A 20,191-nucleotide genomic window follows, 5' to 3' on the forward strand; every position below is an offset into this window, starting at 1 on the left:
ACTGTTAAAATTGGGTGTTGCCGCCGATATAATGGTATTGGTAACTCTTGATGATATTGCCGTCCTGGTCCTTTATCCATTTCAGCCGTTGCAGCCCGTCATAGAAATAATAGCTGATCCTGTTGCCGGGGTCGCAGGAACTGGTCATGCCGGCAAGGGGCGTATACGTGTAAGTCGTCATCTGCGCCGTAGAAGGATAGAGCCGCAGTTCGTCGATGCTTCCACTCCCCGACACCGTGACGCTGGCGACGCCCGTAACGGTATGTTCAAAATAGGTCCAGCCGTTGATCGTTTTTCCCTGCTTCACGCCCGTACTGCCCGTCACGGTGTAACTGGCGCCGGTCTTACTCCAATAGGACACCACATAACTCGTGGCGCTGGTCAGCCCGGATTTGCTGATGCTGCCGGAGGCAAGCCCGTAACACATCGAACCGGTCGGCGCGGTGGCATCGGCAACAGGGCCGCCGCTAAAGGTCCATCCCCCTTTCCCGTCGGCCTCGAAACTGCTTGCCGCTACATCGGCGAGCGCCGCGTTTTTGGCCTGGGCGATCGGGTAACGGTTGCGATAGTCCCAGATCATGGCGATTGGAATCTGATCCACGCCGGTGTACTGCTGGATGTTGTTTTGGGGATCGTAGCTATCGAAGCTGACCATTTGCCGATACCGGCTGTCCATGCTCAGGGTATTGCCGGTGAAGGAGAAGGGTTGAAAATTGGTCACCGGCGCCTGCAGGTCCAGTTTGTAGATTCTGTCCTGCACGACGGTATGGTTGTTGGCCGTGATTAGTTTGTATAGGTTCAACCGGCCGCCGGTGACATACCCGGTTTGGGAACCCGAATAATAGAGGCTGTCCCGCTTCTCGATATTGCTGGCTAGCATGTTCCGGTTGATCATAGTATCGAGCACCGTATTGCCTGTCCAGGTATTCCCGTTGGGGATATAGTCCTGTGGATAGGTCAGCTTCGTGACCAGCGTATTGCCCTTGCTGTCCTGGACATTTTCCCGGGTGGGCTGGTAGTGGGCGGGGTTGTCATAATAATTCCGGGTGACGGTGACCAGGAAATTGGCGGGGCTGTTTTGGTCATACGTATAATTGTAGGTCGAGTCCAGCAGGATACGTTCGGATTTTATCGACGGATAGAACCAGGCCGCGGTCTGGTGCTCCACGCCGGTATCCGGTACGCAGCCCGCCGCGCCGGAGGTGCCATAGAACTGGTATTTGGGGCTGTAATAGACGATCCGGTTGGTATTATGGTAATAATTATTGGTTTGTTTTACCTTGTTATAGATCCCGCCGATGTTGGAGTAATCGGTCTTCGAGACGAGCAGGCCGTTCAGGTTGTCGCCCATATTCTGAACCCCGGGGATACTGTACCCGTTGTATTGGATCATCGTGTCCGATTGGTTGTGATAGGTGTAGACGGTCTTGCCGATATCCTGCCCGCTGACGGGGTCAACGGTGGTTTCCGTCACCTGGTCATAGCCGACGATATTCCCGGTATTGATGCTGGTAAGCGAGGTGATGCTGCTGCCGAATAAGGCCAGCTGATGGCAGTACCCGCCCTGGCTGGTGCTGGTGATCGCGTACCGCGCATAGGAGGGGATCGACATCAACCGGCCGTAACTGTATTGCTGGGGCGTGCCGGTTCCGAGTTTATCCTGTTGATAGGTGTAGGTGTAGATCTTTTTGCTGGCGATGCCGGTGGCGTCCTTGTAGTTCGTGACGCTATGGATCCGCAGACCGGCGGCGGGGGAGATGAAACTGTTGTTCTCTTGTTGGTTGTACACCTGCTGGGTCTCCTGGTAGGTGATCGAAACATAGATACCGGCGAAAACGGTGGCCGTGTCGATACTCGGGTCGATATAAGCGGACCAGTTGTACACGGCGTTGTTCATCTTCAGGGCCAGGTTGGATGTGCACACCGGCTGATTGGGCTGGCAGGTGGCCCCGTTGATATCCCAGCTCGTGCTCCCAAGCGTGAAATAGATCTTCCCCACCGTATTGTGGTAGGTGGAAGTGTTGTTGTTCTGGTAGCGGAAGGCGATGCTGACGTTGACATTGGTCGAGGGGGAAAGCGGCTGTAGCACCGGGTAGACATTGCTGAGGTCAATCGTCCCGCTGACCAGCCCGTGCTTCTGGAAGCTCATCGTGCTGTCCATGGATATGGTCTGGATATAGGGAATCGCCGAACCGCTGCTGGAACTCGAATTGGCATAGTCATAATCATTGGCCTCATAGGCGAAGACGGTTTTACCCCCCGTGGGATAGGTCACCTGTTGCAGCGAAAAGGTCTTCATGGCAGTGGTATCGGGCTGACGGTTCGCCCCCGAATAATTGACGATGATCCCGAAGCCGACCTGGTTGACGATCGGATCGTATTCCACCTGCGTGGATGGAATGAGCACGCTATTGGTGGCGCCGTTATAATATCCCCAGTGGTCAACATTATAGGAGTGTTTTGCCGTATTGCTCCCCGGATCGGGATTGTTGTAGACAAAGGAATAAGGCCGGGCGGAATAGCTCCCGGAAACTTCTTTGACGCTGTCGAGTTTCAACCGGTAATATTCCGCCGGGTTGGTCGCGACCGCGCCGTAGGTGGGGTTGAACCAGGAATAGTAAAGATTATCCTGTTTCAGATAGGTCAGGGCGCCGGCGGCGTTCTTTGAAAAGATGCGGATGGAGTCAAGCCGGTAGGCGCCGGTGAGATCGTTCCGGGTGGAATCGAATATGAATTGGACCTGACCATTGGAGAAGTCGATGCTTTTCAGGGTCTGGTTCGTATAGGCCTGAGGGTTGCCGAGGGTGGTCGAGAGCCCGTTCATGGCTGTGCAATAGGAGGTCCCCCAGGTTTGGCTATAGTCTGCCGCGACGCTGGTCGTGGATCCCCCGTTCTGGTAATTGAAGGTCACCGTGTCCATCTCCTGGGTGATCACTTTCGATAGCAGCCAGGAAGTGATCGAGGACTGGCTGCCAAGCACCTGTAGTTCGGTATTGTTGAAGAAGTATCTGTTTCCTTCGTCATCGGTGATGGTGAAGGTGACGGTGTTTCTGCCACCCTGGTACTGGATCCTGACGTTATCCTGCTTCTGCATCACCACCTTGCCTGCGCGGGTGAGGATGAATTTGCCGCTGTGCCCGGGAAAATTATAGCTGAAGATGTCCGGTTCCATATCGTAGACGTCCGAGCCGCCGGTGAAAGCCTCCCAGAAGTCTTCTGTTCCGGATGTCGTACTCACCAGGTAATTGCAATAAAAGTCGAAAAACCAGGGGCTGATCACCGGCGCATTTTGCGCCTGGACCGGCTGCGTATAGCTGAGATCACCGGCGAGCTGGGGTACCGGCGCTCCAAAATAGATATATCCCTGGGTCCCGAAATCGTCCTTCCCCATGATCGTCCGGGAAACCATTCCCCCCGCGTTCAACGCCCAGCCAAGACCAACCCAACTGGCTTCTTCCTTCAGTTTTATGCCGCCGGTGTGATAAGCGATACTGATCGGCAGCTGGAAACCTTTTTGACTGATATTGTAGAGGGGTACCGTCACATCCGCCGTTCCCGTATACGTGCTGACGGGCACATCCGTGAACTTCATCAACGCGGCCGCATTGGGGGAGGGGGGAATGAGGTTCGGGATATAAGGGCTATTGGCATTGCTTTGGGCGGCGGCCTGGGTGGTCCAACCGATGGTCGCCAGGACGAGGACCAGTGATCGGCCGATTCGGCGGTTCTTTTTACGGAGGTTGATGGCGGTCAATGACATATATGGGATTGAGAGATCTAAAAATTATAACCTACCCGGAATTTGAAAGGGGCTGTCTTCGGAACTTGCTGATAGCTCAAAAAGTCCCAGAAGAACTGGAGCTTGGTCTTCTTGAACACCTTCGAGCGCATGCTGACGATCTTGCTGATGCCGATCAACCCGCTGGGCTGCGAGATCCAACTGCCGCCCGGTAAGGCCGGGGGCAGGAAGTTCCGTTCATAGCCGCCGCTGACAAAGAAGCTCTTCCTGGCCCTCACGTCGAGATAGCTACGAAGGGAGCCGCCCTGCCGGCTGATATGGATATGCTGCATCGGTGTGCCCCAGCCGACGGAATACGATCCGCCGATGCCGATGGAGGCGTTGTCGCTCAGTTTATACCCGACCGCGAGCCCAAAATCCGTCCGGCTGGGCCAGTAGTACGCCGCATGCTGGGTCTGGAGATTGGTGGAGTATTCCAACCGTTGCCAGAATGATCTCGTCTTTTGCGTGTTGGGCCTGAAATTGGGCATGTCCATATCCCCGCTGCCCGCGCCGAGTTTTGTGAGTTTGTTCTGCACGTTCGTGATATCCTGTTGCGCGGTCTGCAGGCTGCTTTGAATCGTCGAGGCGGCGTTTGGTCCGCCCTGGCCGATTTGGCTCTGGATCATCGCCAGCACCTGGTCCCGGGATTGCAGGCCTACGAGGGCGTCCGCCGAGCCGTAGTTGGGTGACACGGTGAACAGCCCGGCAAGGAAGGAATTCTGTTTCATGAAGTCGGCGAAGGCGGGCAGTTTGTTCAACAGCACCAGGGCCTCCCGCAGCATCTTGTCCGGATCGTTCAGCATCTCGCGGTATTGCCGGATCTGGGATTGGCAATAGAAGACCTGCTTGTTGTAGTTGTTGAGGATGGCGCCGGCGCCGGCCGGCAATTGTTGGTAGCCGGAAAGATATTGCCGGATCTGCTCTTTGCGCTGCTGGATATACTGTTTGATCTCCTCGGTACTTTGCAGCCTTGATTGCAGCTGTTGCAGGCTGGCGAGCGAGTTGGCGACCTCGGCGGGAAGGACTTTCGATGTGTTGAGGTATTGTCCGTTCTTATTTAAGAAGGAAAGCGTGCCCTGGAGGGAGTCGGCATAGGGCAGGTATTCGGGGCCCATGGAATGGATGTCCGCGGGGCCCTGGCTCTTCAATTTCTGGATGAGATCGAGATAATGTTGTTGGGGGTTGTTGGCGAACAGGGCGGCTGCCTTTGAAGAATCCTGTTGCTGTAGTTGTTTTTGTAGCCTTGCTTCCTGCCGGGCGAGTTTTTGAAGATATCTTTCGGTTTGTTGGGTGAGGTCTTCGTCAAGGCGGTTCGCCTTTTTGTTTATTTTGCCGAAAAGCCTGTTGGGGAAGTTGGTGATCCTGTCGATCGTGGAGCTGCTGTCCTGCGCATGGGCAAGGCAGATGCTGATGCATAGAATAAGGGCTGGCAGCAGTCGGCGTCGCATGAAGACAATACGGTTTGGGTCGGGTGCAGTGGTCAATTGCACCTTCATGGCAAGGTAAAATAGTTACACTAACGTTGAGATAGAGGACGAATCAGGAAGTGCTCAGTGTTGAGATGGTAGAATGGGAAGAAGTATTTAAAGCTCTGTTAATTTTATTTAAACGCCAAATAATTTTTCAATCAACCGTTATGCGTATCCGGGATGTTGAATTTCTCTTCCATTCCGTTGAATTGATGCTGGGATACAATAAGGCGTTTATGATCTTGTTTTTTGCCGCACTGCTTTTGAGCATCGAAATGGTCGGTGCGACCTACACACACTGTTACAATTATTTTGCGCGGAACATGCCCGATCCCTTTTCGAACTCGACCAGCTCATCTCACCACATAATTATAACAGTCGCTGACCAACACCGTCGCCGAACTCGCCGAATCCACCACCTGGAAATGGATGTGAAAGGCCGTGCCTGCCGGGATCGCGGAAACATCCCGCCAGAGCCCGGCATCGCCATTGCCGTGCGCATCGGTATGGATCGACAAGGGCGCCAGTCCCGCCCCGAGCTTTAGCCAGGCCGTGCTGGAACAACCGGTCGTATCGGCAAAGGGGTTTACCGCCCGTTCGAGGATATAGGCGTGATCGGGCTCCAGATGGTTGACCGAGGTAGCCAGGGTGATGATGCCGGCCGAATCGGGATCCTGGCGGAATTTGATAAAGCCGGTCCCCTCTGAATTCGACAAACCCAAAAGCAGGACATCGAGATCGTACACCGGTTTGGGGTTCACCGGCGTACTGCCGCCAAAAGGAAGATTCTTGATGCAGCCGATGCCCAGGCAGATCAGCCCGAAGGCGACTCCGAAGGCGATCCTACGGGACCGCGTGGATCTTGTTTTCATAACAATAGTTTTTTGATGATTATTTGATCGTTCACCTAAATCTAAGGCGAACCACCGGCTCCGGAATCCGCCAATGAGCGGACTGCGGAAATGAACGAGCGTTTGGCGCGATCAGGCCGGGAGATGGGTGATGCGCTTCAGCAATTCTTCCTTCTTGCTGCGGGAAACGGGAACAGTAACCTCATTCTTTAAAACCAGGGAACCGCCCTCTCCCTTCATATAGCGGATGGCATAATCGAGGTTCACCAGGAAGGAATTGTGAACCCGTAAAAAAGGCGCGCCGTCGAGCAATTCCTCGACTTCCTTAAGCGTCCGGGAGATCAGGAAGTGGCGGCCGTCAGTCAGCCGGATATCCGTATAATTGCTGTTGCTTTCGCAAAGCAGGATATCGTCGACGGGCACCAGCTCGTATCCATGCAGGGTCGGTAAGGCGATCTTCTGGATACCGGCATTGTTTTGCCTGACATGCGTAAGCAGGGCGGCGAGCTGACGATCGAGAGCGTTGGGGGAAGGACGGTGGAGGGATTTTGCAACGGCCGCCTGTAATTCATCCTTGTCAACAGGTTTCAATAAATAATCCAGCGCGCCAAACCGGATGGCCCGGATGGCATATTGATCGTAGGCCGTCGTGAAAATAAGGTCGAAATCGATCCCGGACAGGCGCTCCAGCATGGCAAAGCCATCGGTTACCGGCATCTCCACATCGAGAAAGACCAACTGCGGCTGGAGTTGGCGAATCTGCAGCAGACCCTCTTCCGCCCCATTGCTCACGCCCACGACCTCCACCCCGGGACAATACTCGTTCAACAGCCATTGAAGGTTGTCGCAACAGTGCTGCTCGTCGTCAACGATCACTACCCGAAGCATACTTAAATATAATGGATTTAGACCGATCGGATAGGAATTTTGATCAGCACGCTCGTACCCGCACTTTCCCCTTGCTCATCGGTCAGGTCGGTGATGGTGATCTCGGCCTTCCGCTCCTTCAGCGAGGTCTCGAACAGCTCGAGCCGGTGCTGCGTGAGTTTGATCCCCAGAGAAGTTTTCTTTTCCCCGTTGCCGCCGGGCGCCGTTCCATTCGGCTTTGCTCTGCCGACCCCATTGTCGGAGATCCGGCAATCCAGGTGTTCACCGGATAGGGTACAATCGATGCGGATCAGGCCGGGTCCATTTTGTTTTGGATGTAAACCATGCCAGATCGCATTCTCCACAAAGGGTTGCAAGAGCAGCGGCGGTACCTTTATATCGGAAACAGGGACGTCCCCGGTTCCTATGCTGTATCGAAAGGGTTGCTCAAACCGCAGCGCCTCGAGATCCATATACAGCTGCAAACTATTCAACTCCTCCTCCAGCGGGATAAAGGGCAGCCCCGATTGCTGAAGAACGATCCGGATCAGCTTCGCGAACTTGGTCAGGTAGTCGGCGGCCTTCGCTGCGTCATGCCTGATGGTGAACCGGTTGATCGAATTCAGGCAGTTGAAAATAAAATGCGGGTTCATTTGAGCCCGGAGGGCCTGCATCTCCAGGTCCTGCGCCTGTTTTTGATGACGGATGGCCTCATTTTTCCGTTTCAGATGGATATAGCCGAATAGAAAGACCCCGAGCAGGACCAGTACCGCGGCGCCGATGATCAGCATCTTCTTTTGAAAGGCCTCGCTTTTCAGCCGCTGGCTGCCCAGTTGCAATCGCTGTTCGCCGATCTTTTTTTCCTTGTTCAACAGTTCGATCTGCGCCTGCTTTCGCTCGTTCTCTTTCTCGGCTGTATACAATTCCATCTTCTTCCCGAATTCGCCGATCGCGATCGAGTCTTTCAGGGTCGTGTACTTTTTGAAGTAGGCGTATGAGCTATCCGCCCGGTGCTGATGGTCGTACAGCGTGTACAGCAGTTTATAGCCCGAGAGCAGGTATTGCTTTGCCTTGTAGTTACGCGCATTTTCCAACAGCTCACGGGCGTACTGAAAGGCTTTTTGATCATTCCCCTGGCCTTCGTAGGCCTTTACCAGGTCGAACAACAAGCGCATCAGCTGGTTCCGGTCGTTTCCTTGTTTTGAACGTTGCAGATCTTCGTTGAGAAGGGCAAGCGCCCGGGGATAGTCGGTTGATCCGATAAGCGACTCGGCTTTTTTCACCCTGGGATAGGCCATATAGTTGCTCCGGATGGTCATGGATTTGATGGTCTGGATATATTTCTCCCGTTCCGTTGCGCCGGCCTCATCCTGCTCCAGCGAGTAATAGGTATCGCCGAGGTCGGCCAGGGGATGCCAGACAATGGTAGGCCCAAGCGGATATTGCAGGCTTTGGAAATAGAATTTCAACCCTGTCTTGTCATCGCCGGCGAGGCAATAGAGGTCACCGATCTTCGCGAGGAGGATCGCTGTGTTGTAGGAATCATCGACGCTTTCAAACACCGCCAGGCTTTGATTGTAGGCTGCAAAAGACTGTTCATAGCTTCCCGTTTCGAAATGGATGGAACCCAGCATGGCCTCGGCTTCGCCCAGCCTGATCTTGTCCCCTGCTTTTTGGGCCAGTTGGATCAGCGAGTCACAGGCCTCCGCCGAGCGATCAAAATATCCCTGGCAAAAAAGGGCAAGCGCGAGGTTCATCCAGGTTTCGGCAAGGACTCTTTCATCATTGCCGCTTTTAAAGGACTGCAGCGTTTGCCGGCTGATGGTTTCCGCAAGCGGGTAGTTGTGATCGCCGATGCCGGCAATCCGGGCCTTATTATTCAGGGCCATCCCGATCCCCCGGGCATAATTCTGCGACGTAGCCGCCTCATAGGCTTCCTGCTCATACGATCTGGCCGTGTCCAGGTCGAGATAGGTATAGGCAAGACTTAGGGTATTCATGCAATCCACCCGGGCCTTGCCTTGCAGGAAGGGTAAAACCTTTCTCAGGCTTTCGATCTTAGCCCTTTGCCCCTGGGAGAGTTGATGAAAAAAAAGCAACAACAAAACCAACCCGCAACGATGAACAGGTCCAGGCATAACCGGGTTTAAAAGGTGATGATTATATTAAAGATAATTATAATTTTGCTGAACACTCGTTCAAGGTCCCCATTCACTCATTTCCGGGAAGTCACACGCGTTCGACACACTAATTTGAGGACTCCACCTTTTTTAACCCCTAATCCCCGCCATGATAAAGAATGCCGTTATCGCCGTCGTTTCCATGGTCACCCTGGCTTTCCCACCCCATCTGTTTGCGCAGGATTCGCTCGGCGCCGGCAGGAAGGAGATGGAGGAGCTGCGGCTCAATCTCAATGCCGATGGAACCCATTATCTGAAATTCACCGTTCTTGGCCAACTCTGGTTTCGCTATAACGAGAGCAACCCCGGGACAACCGTCTTGAAAAAGCCTGCTCCCCATACGTTCGATATCGGCATCCGGAGGATCCGCTGCCAGTGGTACGGCCAGGTGACGGACCACGCCTTTTTCTATTTTCATTTTGGCCAGGATAACTTCAATTACCTGTCACCCAGAAAGTTTACCCCGTTTATCCAGGATGCCCTCGCGGAATACCGGATCAAGAAGGGCAGCGAGGTGCTGATCATCGGCGGCGGACTGTCCATCATCAGCGGGTTGTCCCGATTCACTCAGCCACAGCTGCTCAATATCCTTTCGATGGATGTCCCTATTTTCCCTTTCCCCACCTTCGATCTCACCGATCAGTTTGGCCGAAAATTGAGTGCGTATGCCCGTGGCCAGTTGGGCAGGCTGGATTACCGGCTGATCCTCAGTGATCCCTTTCCGATTACCACCGCCGGCGTGGCCAATCTTCCTACCGGAAATCCCACCACCCCCAACTCCAATTTCGCTCAGCAGGGGAATGATCCGCAATACCAGGCCCTGCTCATCTGGAATTTCTTTGACCGGGAGCCGCATACCACACCCTATCTGCCGGGTACCTATTATGGAAAGAAGAAAGTGTTGAATCTCGAGGTCGGCGGCCTTACCCAGAAAGGGGCCACCTGGTCGAGTCCGGATGGGGGGCAGACGGTGAATGTTCATCCCTTGAATTGCTGGTCGGTGGCCGTCTATTATGATGCACCGGTGAATAAGCGCATGGGCACGGCCCTTAGCGCCTATCTTGGCTATTTTGACACGCAATATGGTCCGGGTTATCTGCGGTATATCGGTGTGATGAACCCGGCCGATGGACCTGCGGCCTCCGCAACCTATATAGCCGGAGGCCAGGGAAATGCCTTGCCCATGTATGGCACCGGTCACGTCGTCTACTCGCAATGGGGTTATTTGTTGAGTAAGGGTTTTTTGGGAAAGGACAACGGCGCACTGGAGCCCTATGGCACCATCCAAACCGCAAGCTATGACCGGCTGGATCGGCAAATGATCGTTTTTGATCTTGGGATCAACTGGTTCCTCAGCGGGAATAAGAGTAAATTGACGCTGGACGTTCAGAACCGGCCTACCTATACGCTCACCGGCAATCAGTTGATCCGGGATGCCGCCCGCAAGAGCCAGTATGTATTGCAATACCAATTTTTCCTGTAGGCGGCTCATTTGGGCAAGCCGACCCGGTTGACCATTTCTGCAAATCGGGCGTCCCTGCTGATGGGCGCCCATCGCGGATCGGATTTTAGCCAGACCAGCCAGTTCGACCGCTCGTCAAAGGCCTTGTTCAGCCAGGCAAAGGCCTGTTCTTTTTCGCCCAGGCCAGCGTAGACCAGGGCAACGCCATACGCGGTGACAAACCGCCCTGATGAAAGGTAACCCAAGGTGTCCAGGACCCGGCGCGCCAATTCCGGTTGACCACTCTCCCCATACACATCGCCGATGGCCGCAAGGGCAACGGGCCAGCCGGCGGTGGTTTCCAGGGTCGCCTTATATTCGGTGATCGCCGCCGGATACTGTTTCTTCGCCTGGTAGGACCGGCCCAGCCAAAGATGAGCAAGCCCGAATCGGGGATTCTTTTGCAGCGATGCTTTCAATGCCGTTATCGCCTGATCGTAGTTGCCGCCGTAATAAAAGCTAAAACCCATATCGGTGCTGATGGCTACGGAAAGCGGGTCCAGTTCTTCGGCCCTTTGCAAAATGATCCGGGCCTCATCATATCTTCTCATCGCGGTGAGATAATAGCCATACCAATCATAGCCCAGTTCGTAGTTGGCATTTTTGGCGATCGAGGCCCTGAACTCCTGTTCGGCCGCTGCCCAATCCCATTCATAATAGAATTTGTAATAGCCCAGGGACGCATGGGGTTCGGCCAGCGTCGAATCCATCTGCAAGGCCTTTGTGGCGGCTTCCAGCGCCTTTGGAAATGCCTCTCGCGGCGCCATAAAACTCCCGTAACCCAGGGCGGTATAACAGTCGGCAACTCCGGACCAGGCCGCGGCATAGACGGAGTCCAGCGCAATGGCCTGCCGGAACAGGCCGATCGCTTTTTGCAGTTCGGAAAAGGTACGCAGGTTCCAGTGGGCACGGCCTTTCAGGTAGCAGGCATAAGCTTCCTTGCTGTGCGTGGACTTTGCTGCCGGGACTGGCGGCGATGTTACCGGCGGTTCGATTGACAATTTTTGGGCAATGACCCTGGTGATCCTTCCCTGGAGTTCGCCGACATTTTCCATGTTCTCACTATATTCCCCGGTCCAGACCGGGTCGCCGGTCCGCGCATCGATCAATTGGAGATCGACCTTGATCCGATCATCCACTGTCTGCAGGCTGCCTTCCAATAGGGTATTGGCTTTTAGTTGTACTCCCACCTGCCGGACGTCGGTGAGCTTACCCCGAAAGTGAAAAGAGGAGGCCCGGGCGCAGACCTTCAATCCTTTTATCCGGGCGAGATCATTGCGGATATCCTCGGCCAGCCCATCGCTGAAATAGACCCCTTCGGGGTTGTTATTGACGTTGGTAAAGGGAAGGACGGCAATGGACGGGTTGCCGGTTGAACCATCGGTTTTTCCCGGTCGCTTTGCTCTTGATGCCCGGAACCAAAGGAACCCAATGGACCCGATGAGCACCAGGGACGCGATAACGATCCGGGTATTCAGGAGTTTGAACCTTATTCGTCCGGCGAACTTCCATCCTTTGGTGAAATTCATCACGCGGGCATTTTGAATATGCACGATAAATTTAACGATGTATCTTAGGGATACCAAAATCTTCTCCATGCAACGATTGTTGCTGCCCGTCTTGCCGGCCTTCGTCTCGCCGGTGTTCGCCCAAACTCCTTTCAATGGCGTCGAATCCAATCTTTCAAATTTGTTTCGGTTGTCGCCGGCTCGCAGCCGGAGCATCAGCCCGGAGAACTTCAACGGCGCTAAAGGCGCCGGGGGAAAGGCGACCACCGGGACGGAGCAGGCCCGGCCCGCGATATGGGACAAGGTTGGAAGGTCAGCCCCCAGCGTGACGATCAAGGCCGGTCAGACACTGTCCGAGTGGATGGTGGGGAGATGATGTAAGGTAGGGCTATTTTATTTGCAACCGGACCGGGAAAAACACCTGTTTTCCGCGGACGAAGGTCAAGGATTTTGTCCCATTCGTCAAAATGTCCCGCGCATGCGCCCGGAACGTTTTACCTTCTCCCCATGAAACCCAACCATCTCCTTTACCTGCTCGCCGGGATCAAGCTCATCCTGCCCTTCTTTCTCCAGGACCCTGTCTGGGGTCCCCACCGGGATGAATTCCTTTACCTGGCGGAGGCGCGGCATATGGCTTGGGGCTATATGGAGGCGCCGCCGCTGCTATCGGTCTTCGCGTGGCTGACCAACGGGTTGGGCGGCGCGATGTGGGCGATCAAACTATGGCCCTCCCTCACAGGCGCCGGCACCTTCCTCCTGGTGGGCCGGATGACGCTGCACCTGGGCGGCCGCTGGTTTGCGCTGGTCCTGGCCTGGCTGCCCTTCGTGACGGGTGCCTGGCTCCGGATGCACTTCCTCTTCCAGCCGAACTTCCTGGACATCTTCTTCTGGACGGTGATGGCCTACGGGCTGACGAGATTCGCCCAGGCGGGAAAGCCCCTCCACCTCTACCTCGCAGGCATCGGCCTGGGCCTGGGCCTGCTCGCCAAATACACCATGGCCTTTTATGCCACCGGCCTGCTGGCCGGCCTCCTCCTGACCTGGGACAAAAAGATTCTTGCCAATCGGCATTTCTATTTTGCTCTCCTGTTAGGCTTGGTGCTTTTCCTGCCGAACTTCCTCTGGGAGGCCCGCCACGGCTTCCCCATCGTCTATCACATGAAGACCCTGCAGGATAACCAATTGCAGTACGTCAGCGCGGGGTCCTTCCTGTCCGACCAGCTCCTGTACAATGTGGCCACCCTTTTTGTCTGGGTCACCGGCCTTGTGTGGACGGCGCGTACAAGACAATACCGTTTCCTCGCCTGGGCCTTTGTCGTGACCCTTGCCCTACTGGTGGTGGGGCACGGGAAAAGCTATTACTCGCAGGGGGCCTATCCCCTCCTGTTCGCTTTTGGTGCCGTGCGGCTGGAAGCCTGGGCCAACAAATGGTGGAGGATCGGCATGCTTGCCTTTTCGCTCTTTATCGGCATCCGCCTGGTCCCGCTGCTCCTGCCCTTCAAGGCCCCGGCCACCCTGGCCGAATACTATGTCCATCACCCGCTCGCCCGCAAAGTGGGTCTCCTCCGCTGGGAAGATCAGCGTGACCATCCCCTGCCGCAGGACTTCGCCGATATGTTGTCCTGGGAGGAGATGACGCAAAAGGTCGCCAAAGCCTACGCCTGCCTCGACAGCACCGAGAAGGCGCATACGCTGCTGTTTTGCGACAATTACGGAGAAGCGGGGGCGGTGAACTATTACGGCCCAAAATACCATCTGCCGCCGGCCTACAGCGCCAACGCGAGCTTCCTCTATTGGATGCCCCGGGACATCGACCGGTTCGACGTCCTCCTGCTCGTCACAGACGACAGAAAGGAGATGCAACACCCCTTCATCCGGGAGTTCCAATCGGTGCGGCTGGTGGACAGCATCGCGAACCCGTATGCGCTCGAGAACGGCTCGCTCATCCTGCTGCTGAAAGGCCCCAGCGATGCGTTCCGGAAAGCATTCAAAGAGAAGATCGACCGGGAGAGGCTGCGGACCACCGCGCAGGGAACCGTTCAGACGCTGAAGCCGAACGCCCTCGAGAAAGGTGGTACCATGCATTGAGCTATATGCGCGCATTGAGGTCATTCCATCATTTGACCGTACTTTCGGAGCGTTCGCGAATATGGAGAAGGAAATGCTGGTCTATGGACTTTGGAAATATTTTTCCCTTGGAGAGGCCAGGAACATGGCGGCGAAAGTTTTTGATATTTGCCCACTATATTGGACATTATGGTAAGCAAAAGCAGTTTTGTTTTGCCCCGGTTGGAGAAGATCCTCGCTCAACTGGGTGAAAATTTAAAGCTGGGCCGGCTGCGCAGAAAATTGACGACGACGCAAGTTGCTGAACGGGCTGGAATTATGCGCACCACCTTATGGCAGGTAGAGAAAGGTGCAACGCATGTAAGCATGCGCCTACGCGCAGGTACTTTTCGTATTAGGCAAGGCTCCTTATTTAAGGCACAGATGGTTCCTCGCGGATGCGAACTACGATGCGAAGCCGATCTCGCGCTGCCAGTATTTGAGAGGACTGCTATAATCGCCTTGCTTTTTGCCGGTCTGATGCAGCCGATCCATCAACCAGTCTTCGAGTCGGGTTAAAGAAATGCTGTCGTAATCCGGAAACTGACTGCATTGATAACTCAGTTCGAAGACGATCCGGTTCATAAAAGCCAGCATGGATCGGCTCCCGGTCTTCGAGACGATGTACTCGTCAGCGTAGGCAAGTTCATCCTTGATAAAGGTTGCGGGGAACCGGAACCTCGATAGCAGCTGCTCCAACCGGACCCGGAAGTCCGGCCAGGTGCCCTGTATCGTCTTTCCCTTGCAGATAACGACCATCAGTGATGGCTCATGCACATACATCACCATCATTTTACCGGGAAACCCACTGGGCAAAAGCCGGGCGTACCAACTATGCAAACGTTGCCCCGGATGAGGCTTGCTGATGTATAAGGCAGCCTCAAGCCTTGATGTGTTTAATAGTTTCTGGACGGAGTGGAGAATGATCACCTGTTTAAATTGCCTGCAATTTTACTCTTTTCGGATGATTTGGCAATTGGAAAGATACGATTCGGTCGATTCGTGCTGGGCTTCATCGACGCGAAGCGGTTCGCCTTTTTCGAATACACCGGCTACTATGCACCGAACTTCTTCCTTTCGGGGGAGTTGTTGGCGTGGCTCTTGTTTACCTGGCTGGCGCCCGTCCGCCGGACAACGGTAAAACAGCTGGCCAACCAATATCTCCCCTCCTTTGACCGATGGGCCAGGATATTCATCGCCACCACGTTTATCCCGGGTTTCGGTTCCTTTCTGCACATAAAAGCGGCCGCGGCCGTCTTCGTGATGCTGGGATACAATGAAGCGTTTATGATCTTCATCAAGCTACTCGAGGGAATTGGCGGGATCGGGGTGCTCTTTCGGCAAACGACTTTTTTTGCTGCACTGCTTTTGAGTGTCGACATGGCCGGCGCGACCTACACGCATTATCACAATTATTTTGCGCGGAACATGCCCGATCCCTTTTCGAACTCGACACCATCGCTCGTGTTGCAAGTTTTCCTTGTCGTCCTTCTCTTTCTCCATTTTCGCGGAATGAAGGTTTTTGTGAGCAGGGGCACAAATCCTAAAATGAAATGAGCGCTATTCCCCCAACGCCAGCTTATCCTCTTCCTCATCCCGCTTCGGCGCGACCTTCTCCTGCAAATACTGGAAGATGACAAACAACACCGGGATGATAAAGATCCCCAGGATCACCCCCGTCAACATCCCGCCGACCGCGCTCCAACCGATGGAGTGGTTGCCCTGGGCTGAGGCGCCTTCCGTGAAAATCAGCGGAAGCATCCCCACCACAAAGGCAAAGGAAGTCATCAGGATCGGCCGGAGCCGCAGCTGCGCGCCCGACAGCGCGGCCTCTACGAGGCCCATCCCCGCCCGGCGGCGCTGCACCGCGAACTCGACGATCAGGATGGCATTCTTGGCCAAAAGACCGATCAGCATGATGAGACCTATCTGCACGTAAACATTATTCTGTAACCCCGCGAAACCCACAAAGGCGAAGACGCCGAGGATGCCGGTGGGCACCGTGAGGATCACCGCCAGGGGAAGGATATAACTTTCGTATTGGGCCGACAGCAGGAAAAAGACGAAGACGACGCTCATCAGGAACACGAACACGGTCTGGTTGCCCGCGCGGATCTCCTCCCGGGTCACCCCGGTGAACTCATAGGCATAGCCCTTGGGTAGCATCTTTTTTGCGGTCTCCCGTACGGCCTTGATGACATCCCCCGTGCTGAAGCCGGGCTTTGGGCTCGCATTGATGGTAACGGCATTGTACAGGTTGTTACGGGTGACGGTCTCGGGGCCATAGACGCGGGTGAATTTGGCGACCGAGGAAGCGGGCACCATCCCGCCCAGGTTGTTCTTGACATAGATGCCATCGAGGGAATTGACGTCCAGCCGGTAGGGGATATCGGCCTGCGCCATCACGCGATAGTACTTACCAAACCGGTTGAAGTCGGAGACGAAACTGCTGCCGTAATAGATCTGCATCGTATTCATCAGGTCGCTGACGCCAACGCCCAACTGCTTCGCCTTGGCTTCGTCGATGTCGATGGTATATTGCGGGTTATTGGTATTAAACGTGGTAAAGGCTGTGGCCACCTCTGGTCGCTGCGACAACGCGCCGATAAAGCCCCAGGCCGTCCCGCTCAGTTTGTCCAACGGCCCGTTCGCGCGATCCTGCAACATCAACTCCACCCCGCTGACGTTCCCAAAACCCTGCACCGTGGGGAAGTTGACGAAGAAGGTCAGCGCGTCTTTTACCTGGCTGGTCTCGCCGATCAGCCGGCCGACGATCTGCTGCGGATCTTTTACCGGGCCTCGTTCCTCCCGCGGCTTCAGCCGGCAGAAGACCACGGCATTCGGCGAGGCAAAGCTACTCGTGACAAAATTGAATCCATTCACGCTCCAGGCGTCGCTGGAAGCCCCATCCTGCAGCGTTATCTGATTCACCCTATCCGACGCCTTCTTCGTCCGGCTCAGGCTACTGCCGCCGGGCGTTTGGGTGACCGCGATGACGAAACCCTGATCCTCATCGGGAATGAATCCCGCGGGTGTCCGTTGCACCAGCCATACGGCCACCGCACTGACAACTAACAGCCCGACGATCGGGATCCACCGGTAGCGGACGAGAAATTTCAGGCTCCGGACATATTTGTTCGTCATCGCCGTAAAGCCGGCGTTAAAGGCGGCAAAGAACCGGGCCCCCAGGCCTTTTCGCTTATCCGCCTCTCCGACATGCACGTTCCTCAGGAATAGGGCGCAGAGGGCTGGGCTCAGCGTCAATGCATTGACGGCGGAGATGATAATGGCCGTGGCGAGGGTAAAGGCGAACTGCTTATAGAACACCCCGGCGGGCCCCTGGACGAAGCTGACGGGCACGAACACCGCCGCCATTACCAGCGTGATGGAGACGATCGCCCCGGAGATCTCGCTCATGGCCTGAACGGTCGCTTTCCGCGCGGGCAGATGTTCCCGCTCCATCTTGGAGTGCACCGCCTCCACCACCACGATCGCATCATCCACGACGATGCCGATGGCAAGGACGAGGGCGAAGAGGGTGAGGAGGTTGATGGTGAAGCCGAATAGATTCAGGAAGAAAAAGGTGCCGATGATGGCCACGGGTACGGCGATGACGGGAATGAGGGTGGAGCGGAGATCTTGCAAAAAGATGAACACCACCAACGCCACGAGGACGAACGCGATGATCAGGGTCTCTTTGACCTGGTTGATCGAGGCTTCAAGGAACTCGCGGGCATTGTACATGATCTTGAAATGCATCCCCGAGGGAAGGTTGTCATCGAATTCCTTGATCTGGCGTTCCAACTCGGCCAGTATCTGGTTGGCATTCGATCCGGGCGTCTGGACGATACCGAATCCCGAAGCGGGTTTGCCATTGAGATAATTGGAGGAGACATAGGTATAGGCCCCGAATTCGACGCGAGCCAGGTCTTTCAGGCGCAGCAGGGACCCATCGGGGTTGGCCTTGACGATCATATTCTCATAGTCCTGGTTGGTATTCCGCTTGCCCTTGTATTTGATGACGTACTCGAAGGATTCGGCGCTGTTTTGGCCAAGACGGCCGGGGGCGGCTTCGAGATTCTGATCCTTGATGGCGTTCAATACGTCCTGCGGCGAAAGGTTATTGGCGATCAGCCGGTCGGGCTTTAGCCAGATGCGCATGGAATAGTCCTTGCTGCTGAACACCTGGGCCTGCGCCACGCCGGGGATCCGTTGCAGCTGCGGTATGACGTTGATGCGCAGATAGTTCTCCAGGAACAGCTCGTCGTACTTGGCGCTGTCCTCGCTGTAGAGACCTACGAACATCAGGAAGCTGGACTGGATCTTCTGCGTGGCCACCCCCGCCTGGATCACCTCCGGCGGCAGCTGGCTATTGGCCCGCGAGACGCGGTTCTGGACGTTCACCGCGTTGATATCCGGGTTGGTGCCCTGTTTGAAGTAGACCGTGAGGTTCATGCTCCCGTCGTTGGACGAGTTGGAGGTCATATAACTCATGTTCTCCACCCCATTGACCGCCTCTTCGATCGGCACGGCGACGGTGCGGGCCACGACCTCGGCATTGGCGCCGGGATAGACGGCCGTCACCTGTACGCTGGGGGGCGCGATGTCCGGGAATAAGGTGATGGGCAGGGAGAACAGGGACAGGATGCCCAATAAAAGCAGTATGATCGAGACGACCGTGGACAGCACCGGCCGCGTGATGAATCTCTTTAGCATATTACAGTGGTGTTGACTTGAGCAAACTATCGGTGGAGATCATTTGCGGGGCGATGACCATCCCGTCCCGCAACCCACCGAACATCGTGGTGGACATCGATGAAAGCACGATCTTGTCCCCTGCCTTCACCCCATCCGAGACGAAATAATAGTGGGTGGTCCGGCCGGAAATGCCCAGCGGCTTGATGGTTATCTTATTGCTGTCCCCGACGGAATAGACGAAGATCTTCCCCTGCAATTCGAAGGTGGCGTCCTGCGGGATCACCAACGCTTCTTTATAAGTAGTGGGGATGCGCACTTTGCCCGTGCTGCCGCTTCTGAGCAGGCCCTGCGCGTTGGGGAAGCTGGCGCGGAACCGGATAGCCCCCACCGTTCGATCAAACTGGCCTTCGACGATCTCGACCTTGCCTTTTTCGGGGTAGATGCTGTTGTCCGCCAGGATCAGTTGCACCGGCGGCATTTGCTTTACCTTTTCGGCGACCGTGTTACCGGGGTATTTCTCTTTGAATTCCAGGAAGTCGGGTTCGCTCATGGAGAAGTATACCCGCATATCCTTTGTTTCGGATACCGTTGTCAGCGAGGCATTTTGCTGCTTGGTGACCAGGCTGCCGGTTTTGTACGGGATGGCGCCGACATACCCATCGCCGGGCGCAGTAATGATGGTGAACCCGAGGTTGATCCGGGCGGATTGCTCGGCCGCCTTGGCCTGGGCCACTGCCGCAAGCGCATTGTTATACGCCGCTTCGGCCGTCTTCTGCTGTACGTCCGACACCACCTTCGCGGCGACAAGGGGTTTGATCTTGTCGACATTGATCTGCGCGGCTGCCAGTGCGGCTTCCGCGGCCTGCGTGGCGGCCTTTGCATTATTCAGCTGTTCCTCGAAGGGCTTCCGGTCGATGAAAAACATCGGCTGTCCCTTATGGACATATTGTCCTTCGTCGACTTTGATATCTACGAGGTAGCCATCTACCTGGGGCTTTATCTCGACGTCGCGTTTACCCTCCACCGATGCCGGAAAATCCTGGTAGGTGGTGGCGGGCAGCGCCGTGGCGGTGATGACGGGGAGAGAAGGGGGTGGCATGGGGCCACTTGCGCCAGATGCGCTTCCGTCTTTGCAGCTGGAGAGGGTGGAGATAACGGTGAGCCAGCAGCCGGCCGTCATTGCGATTCTGGTGTAGTTCATCTTTCAGGCGTTTTGAATATGCCCGATAA

14 protein-coding genes are annotated in these 20,191 nt (G+C 55.5%); 5 read left to right on the plus strand and 9 right to left on the minus strand.

Annotated features, from left to right (window positions below; genetic code table 11):
* Window positions 1–4: 4 nt before the first annotated feature.
* The 5 genes from VHE34_RS09850 to VHE34_RS09870 form a co-directional block, all read right to left on the minus strand.
* Window positions 5–3,760 carry a hypothetical protein gene (locus tag VHE34_RS09850; protein ID WP_325587254.1) on the minus strand — a complete coding sequence of 1,252 codons (3,756 nt, stop codon included), beginning with the start codon at window positions 3,758–3,760 and terminating at the stop codon, window positions 5–7.
* 17 nt (window positions 3,761–3,777) lie between these two features.
* Complete coding sequence (locus tag VHE34_RS09855) at window positions 3,778–5,229, minus strand: hypothetical protein (RefSeq protein WP_325587256.1); 1,452 nt, start codon at window positions 5,227–5,229, stop codon at window positions 3,778–3,780.
* 374 nt (window positions 5,230–5,603) lie between these two features.
* Entirely contained in the window at window positions 5,604–6,122 is a 519-nt protein-coding gene (locus tag VHE34_RS09860; RefSeq protein WP_325587258.1) for a hypothetical protein, read from the minus strand.
* Between the two features lie 111 nt (window positions 6,123–6,233).
* Window positions 6,234–6,989: a LytTR family DNA-binding domain-containing protein gene (locus tag VHE34_RS09865; protein ID WP_325587260.1), complete on the minus strand. Its 756-nt coding sequence runs from the start codon at window positions 6,987–6,989 to the stop codon at window positions 6,234–6,236.
* A 17-nt stretch (window positions 6,990–7,006) separates the two neighbouring features.
* Entirely contained in the window at window positions 7,007–9,106 is a 2,100-nt protein-coding gene (locus tag VHE34_RS09870; protein WP_325587262.1) for a tetratricopeptide repeat-containing sensor histidine kinase, read from the minus strand.
* A 151-nt stretch (window positions 9,107–9,257) separates the two neighbouring features.
* Between VHE34_RS09870 and VHE34_RS09875 the strand changes: the two genes are divergently transcribed.
* Window positions 9,258–10,631 (plus strand): hypothetical protein, encoded by a 1,374-nt coding sequence (locus tag VHE34_RS09875; RefSeq protein WP_325587264.1) that lies wholly within the window; start codon window positions 9,258–9,260, stop codon window positions 10,629–10,631.
* 5 nt (window positions 10,632–10,636) lie between these two features.
* Here the strand turns inward: VHE34_RS09875 and VHE34_RS09880 are convergent, their stop codons facing one another.
* Entirely contained in the window at window positions 10,637–12,247 is a 1,611-nt protein-coding gene (locus VHE34_RS09880) for a TPR end-of-group domain-containing protein (protein WP_325587266.1), read from the minus strand.
* Here VHE34_RS09880 and VHE34_RS09885 point away from each other — a divergent pair.
* The 3 genes from VHE34_RS09885 (at window position 12,246) to VHE34_RS31115 (ending at window position 14,782) form a co-directional block, all read left to right on the plus strand.
* Entirely contained in the window at window positions 12,246–12,533 is a 288-nt protein-coding gene (locus VHE34_RS09885) for a hypothetical protein (RefSeq protein ID WP_325587268.1), read from the plus strand. The two genes, VHE34_RS09880 and VHE34_RS09885, sit on opposite strands and share 2 nt — an antisense overlap.
* A 131-nt stretch (window positions 12,534–12,664) precedes the next feature.
* A complete protein-coding gene (locus tag VHE34_RS09890) occupies window positions 12,665–14,245 on the plus strand; it encodes an ArnT family glycosyltransferase (protein ID WP_325587270.1) in 1,581 nt (526 codons plus the stop codon).
* A gap of 168 nt (window positions 14,246–14,413) precedes the next feature.
* On the plus strand, window positions 14,414–14,782 hold the full coding sequence (locus VHE34_RS31115) for a helix-turn-helix domain-containing protein (RefSeq protein ID WP_414709867.1): 369 nt from the start codon (window positions 14,414–14,416) through the stop codon (window positions 14,780–14,782).
* On the opposite strand, the gene VHE34_RS09895 is transcribed toward VHE34_RS31115, so the two are convergent.
* The gene (locus VHE34_RS09895; protein WP_414709868.1) at window positions 14,669–15,193 is read right to left on the minus strand and encodes a DUF6933 domain-containing protein; all 525 of its coding nucleotides are present in this window, start codon (window positions 15,191–15,193) and stop codon (window positions 14,669–14,671) included. The genes VHE34_RS31115 and VHE34_RS09895 overlap by 114 nt on opposite strands.
* Before the next feature lie 39 nt (window positions 15,194–15,232).
* On the opposite strand from VHE34_RS09895, the gene VHE34_RS09900 reads away from it, so the two are divergent.
* Window positions 15,233–15,820 carry a DoxX family protein gene (locus VHE34_RS09900; RefSeq protein WP_325587274.1) on the plus strand — a complete coding sequence of 196 codons (588 nt, stop codon included), beginning with the start codon at window positions 15,233–15,235 and terminating at the stop codon, window positions 15,818–15,820.
* Window positions 15,821–15,823: 3 nt separating this feature from the next.
* Here the strand turns inward: VHE34_RS09900 and VHE34_RS09905 are convergent, their stop codons facing one another.
* Window positions 15,824–18,979 carry an efflux RND transporter permease subunit gene (locus VHE34_RS09905; protein WP_325587276.1) on the minus strand — a complete coding sequence of 1,052 codons (3,156 nt, stop codon included), beginning with the start codon at window positions 18,977–18,979 and terminating at the stop codon, window positions 15,824–15,826.
* Between the two features lies 1 nt (window position 18,980).
* Window positions 18,981–20,162 carry an efflux RND transporter periplasmic adaptor subunit gene (locus tag VHE34_RS09910; RefSeq protein ID WP_325587278.1) on the minus strand — a complete coding sequence of 394 codons (1,182 nt, stop codon included), beginning with the start codon at window positions 20,160–20,162 and terminating at the stop codon, window positions 18,981–18,983.
* Between the last annotated feature and the right edge of the window lie 29 nt (window positions 20,163–20,191).

Origin of the sequence: Puia sp. (assembly GCF_035546395.1) — a bacterium.
Taxonomy (GTDB): Bacteria; Bacteroidota; Bacteroidia; order Chitinophagales; family Chitinophagaceae; genus Puia.

Excerpts from the sequence above, each read along its gene's own strand:
- VHE34_RS09885 (WP_325587268.1), top strand. The coding sequence starts at position 12,246 with ATGCAACGATTGTTGCTGCCCGTCTTGCCGGCCTTCGTCTCGCCGGTG.
- VHE34_RS09850 (WP_325587254.1), bottom strand. The coding sequence starts at position 3,760 with ATGTCATTGACCGCCATCAACCTCCGTAAAAAGAACCGCCGAATCGGC.
- VHE34_RS09865 (WP_325587260.1), bottom strand. The coding sequence starts at position 6,989 with ATGCTTCGGGTAGTGATCGTTGACGACGAGCAGCACTGTTGCGACAAC.
- VHE34_RS31115 (WP_414709867.1), top strand. The coding sequence starts at position 14,414 with ATGGTAAGCAAAAGCAGTTTTGTTTTGCCCCGGTTGGAGAAGATCCTC.
- VHE34_RS09875 (WP_325587264.1), top strand. The coding sequence starts at position 9,258 with ATGATAAAGAATGCCGTTATCGCCGTCGTTTCCATGGTCACCCTGGCT.
- VHE34_RS09910 (WP_325587278.1), bottom strand. The coding sequence starts at position 20,162 with ATGAACTACACCAGAATCGCAATGACGGCCGGCTGCTGGCTCACCGTT.
- VHE34_RS09880 (WP_325587266.1), bottom strand. The coding sequence starts at position 12,247 with ATGGAGAAGATTTTGGTATCCCTAAGATACATCGTTAAATTTATCGTG.
- VHE34_RS09870 (WP_325587262.1), bottom strand. The coding sequence starts at position 9,106 with ATGCCTGGACCTGTTCATCGTTGCGGGTTGGTTTTGTTGTTGCTTTTT.
- VHE34_RS09905 (WP_325587276.1), bottom strand. The coding sequence starts at position 18,979 with ATGCTAAAGAGATTCATCACGCGGCCGGTGCTGTCCACGGTCGTCTCG.
- VHE34_RS09855 (WP_325587256.1), bottom strand. The coding sequence starts at position 5,229 with ATGCGACGCCGACTGCTGCCAGCCCTTATTCTATGCATCAGCATCTGC.
- VHE34_RS09860 (WP_325587258.1), bottom strand. The coding sequence starts at position 6,122 with ATGAAAACAAGATCCACGCGGTCCCGTAGGATCGCCTTCGGAGTCGCC.
- VHE34_RS09890 (WP_325587270.1), top strand. The coding sequence starts at position 12,665 with ATGAAACCCAACCATCTCCTTTACCTGCTCGCCGGGATCAAGCTCATC.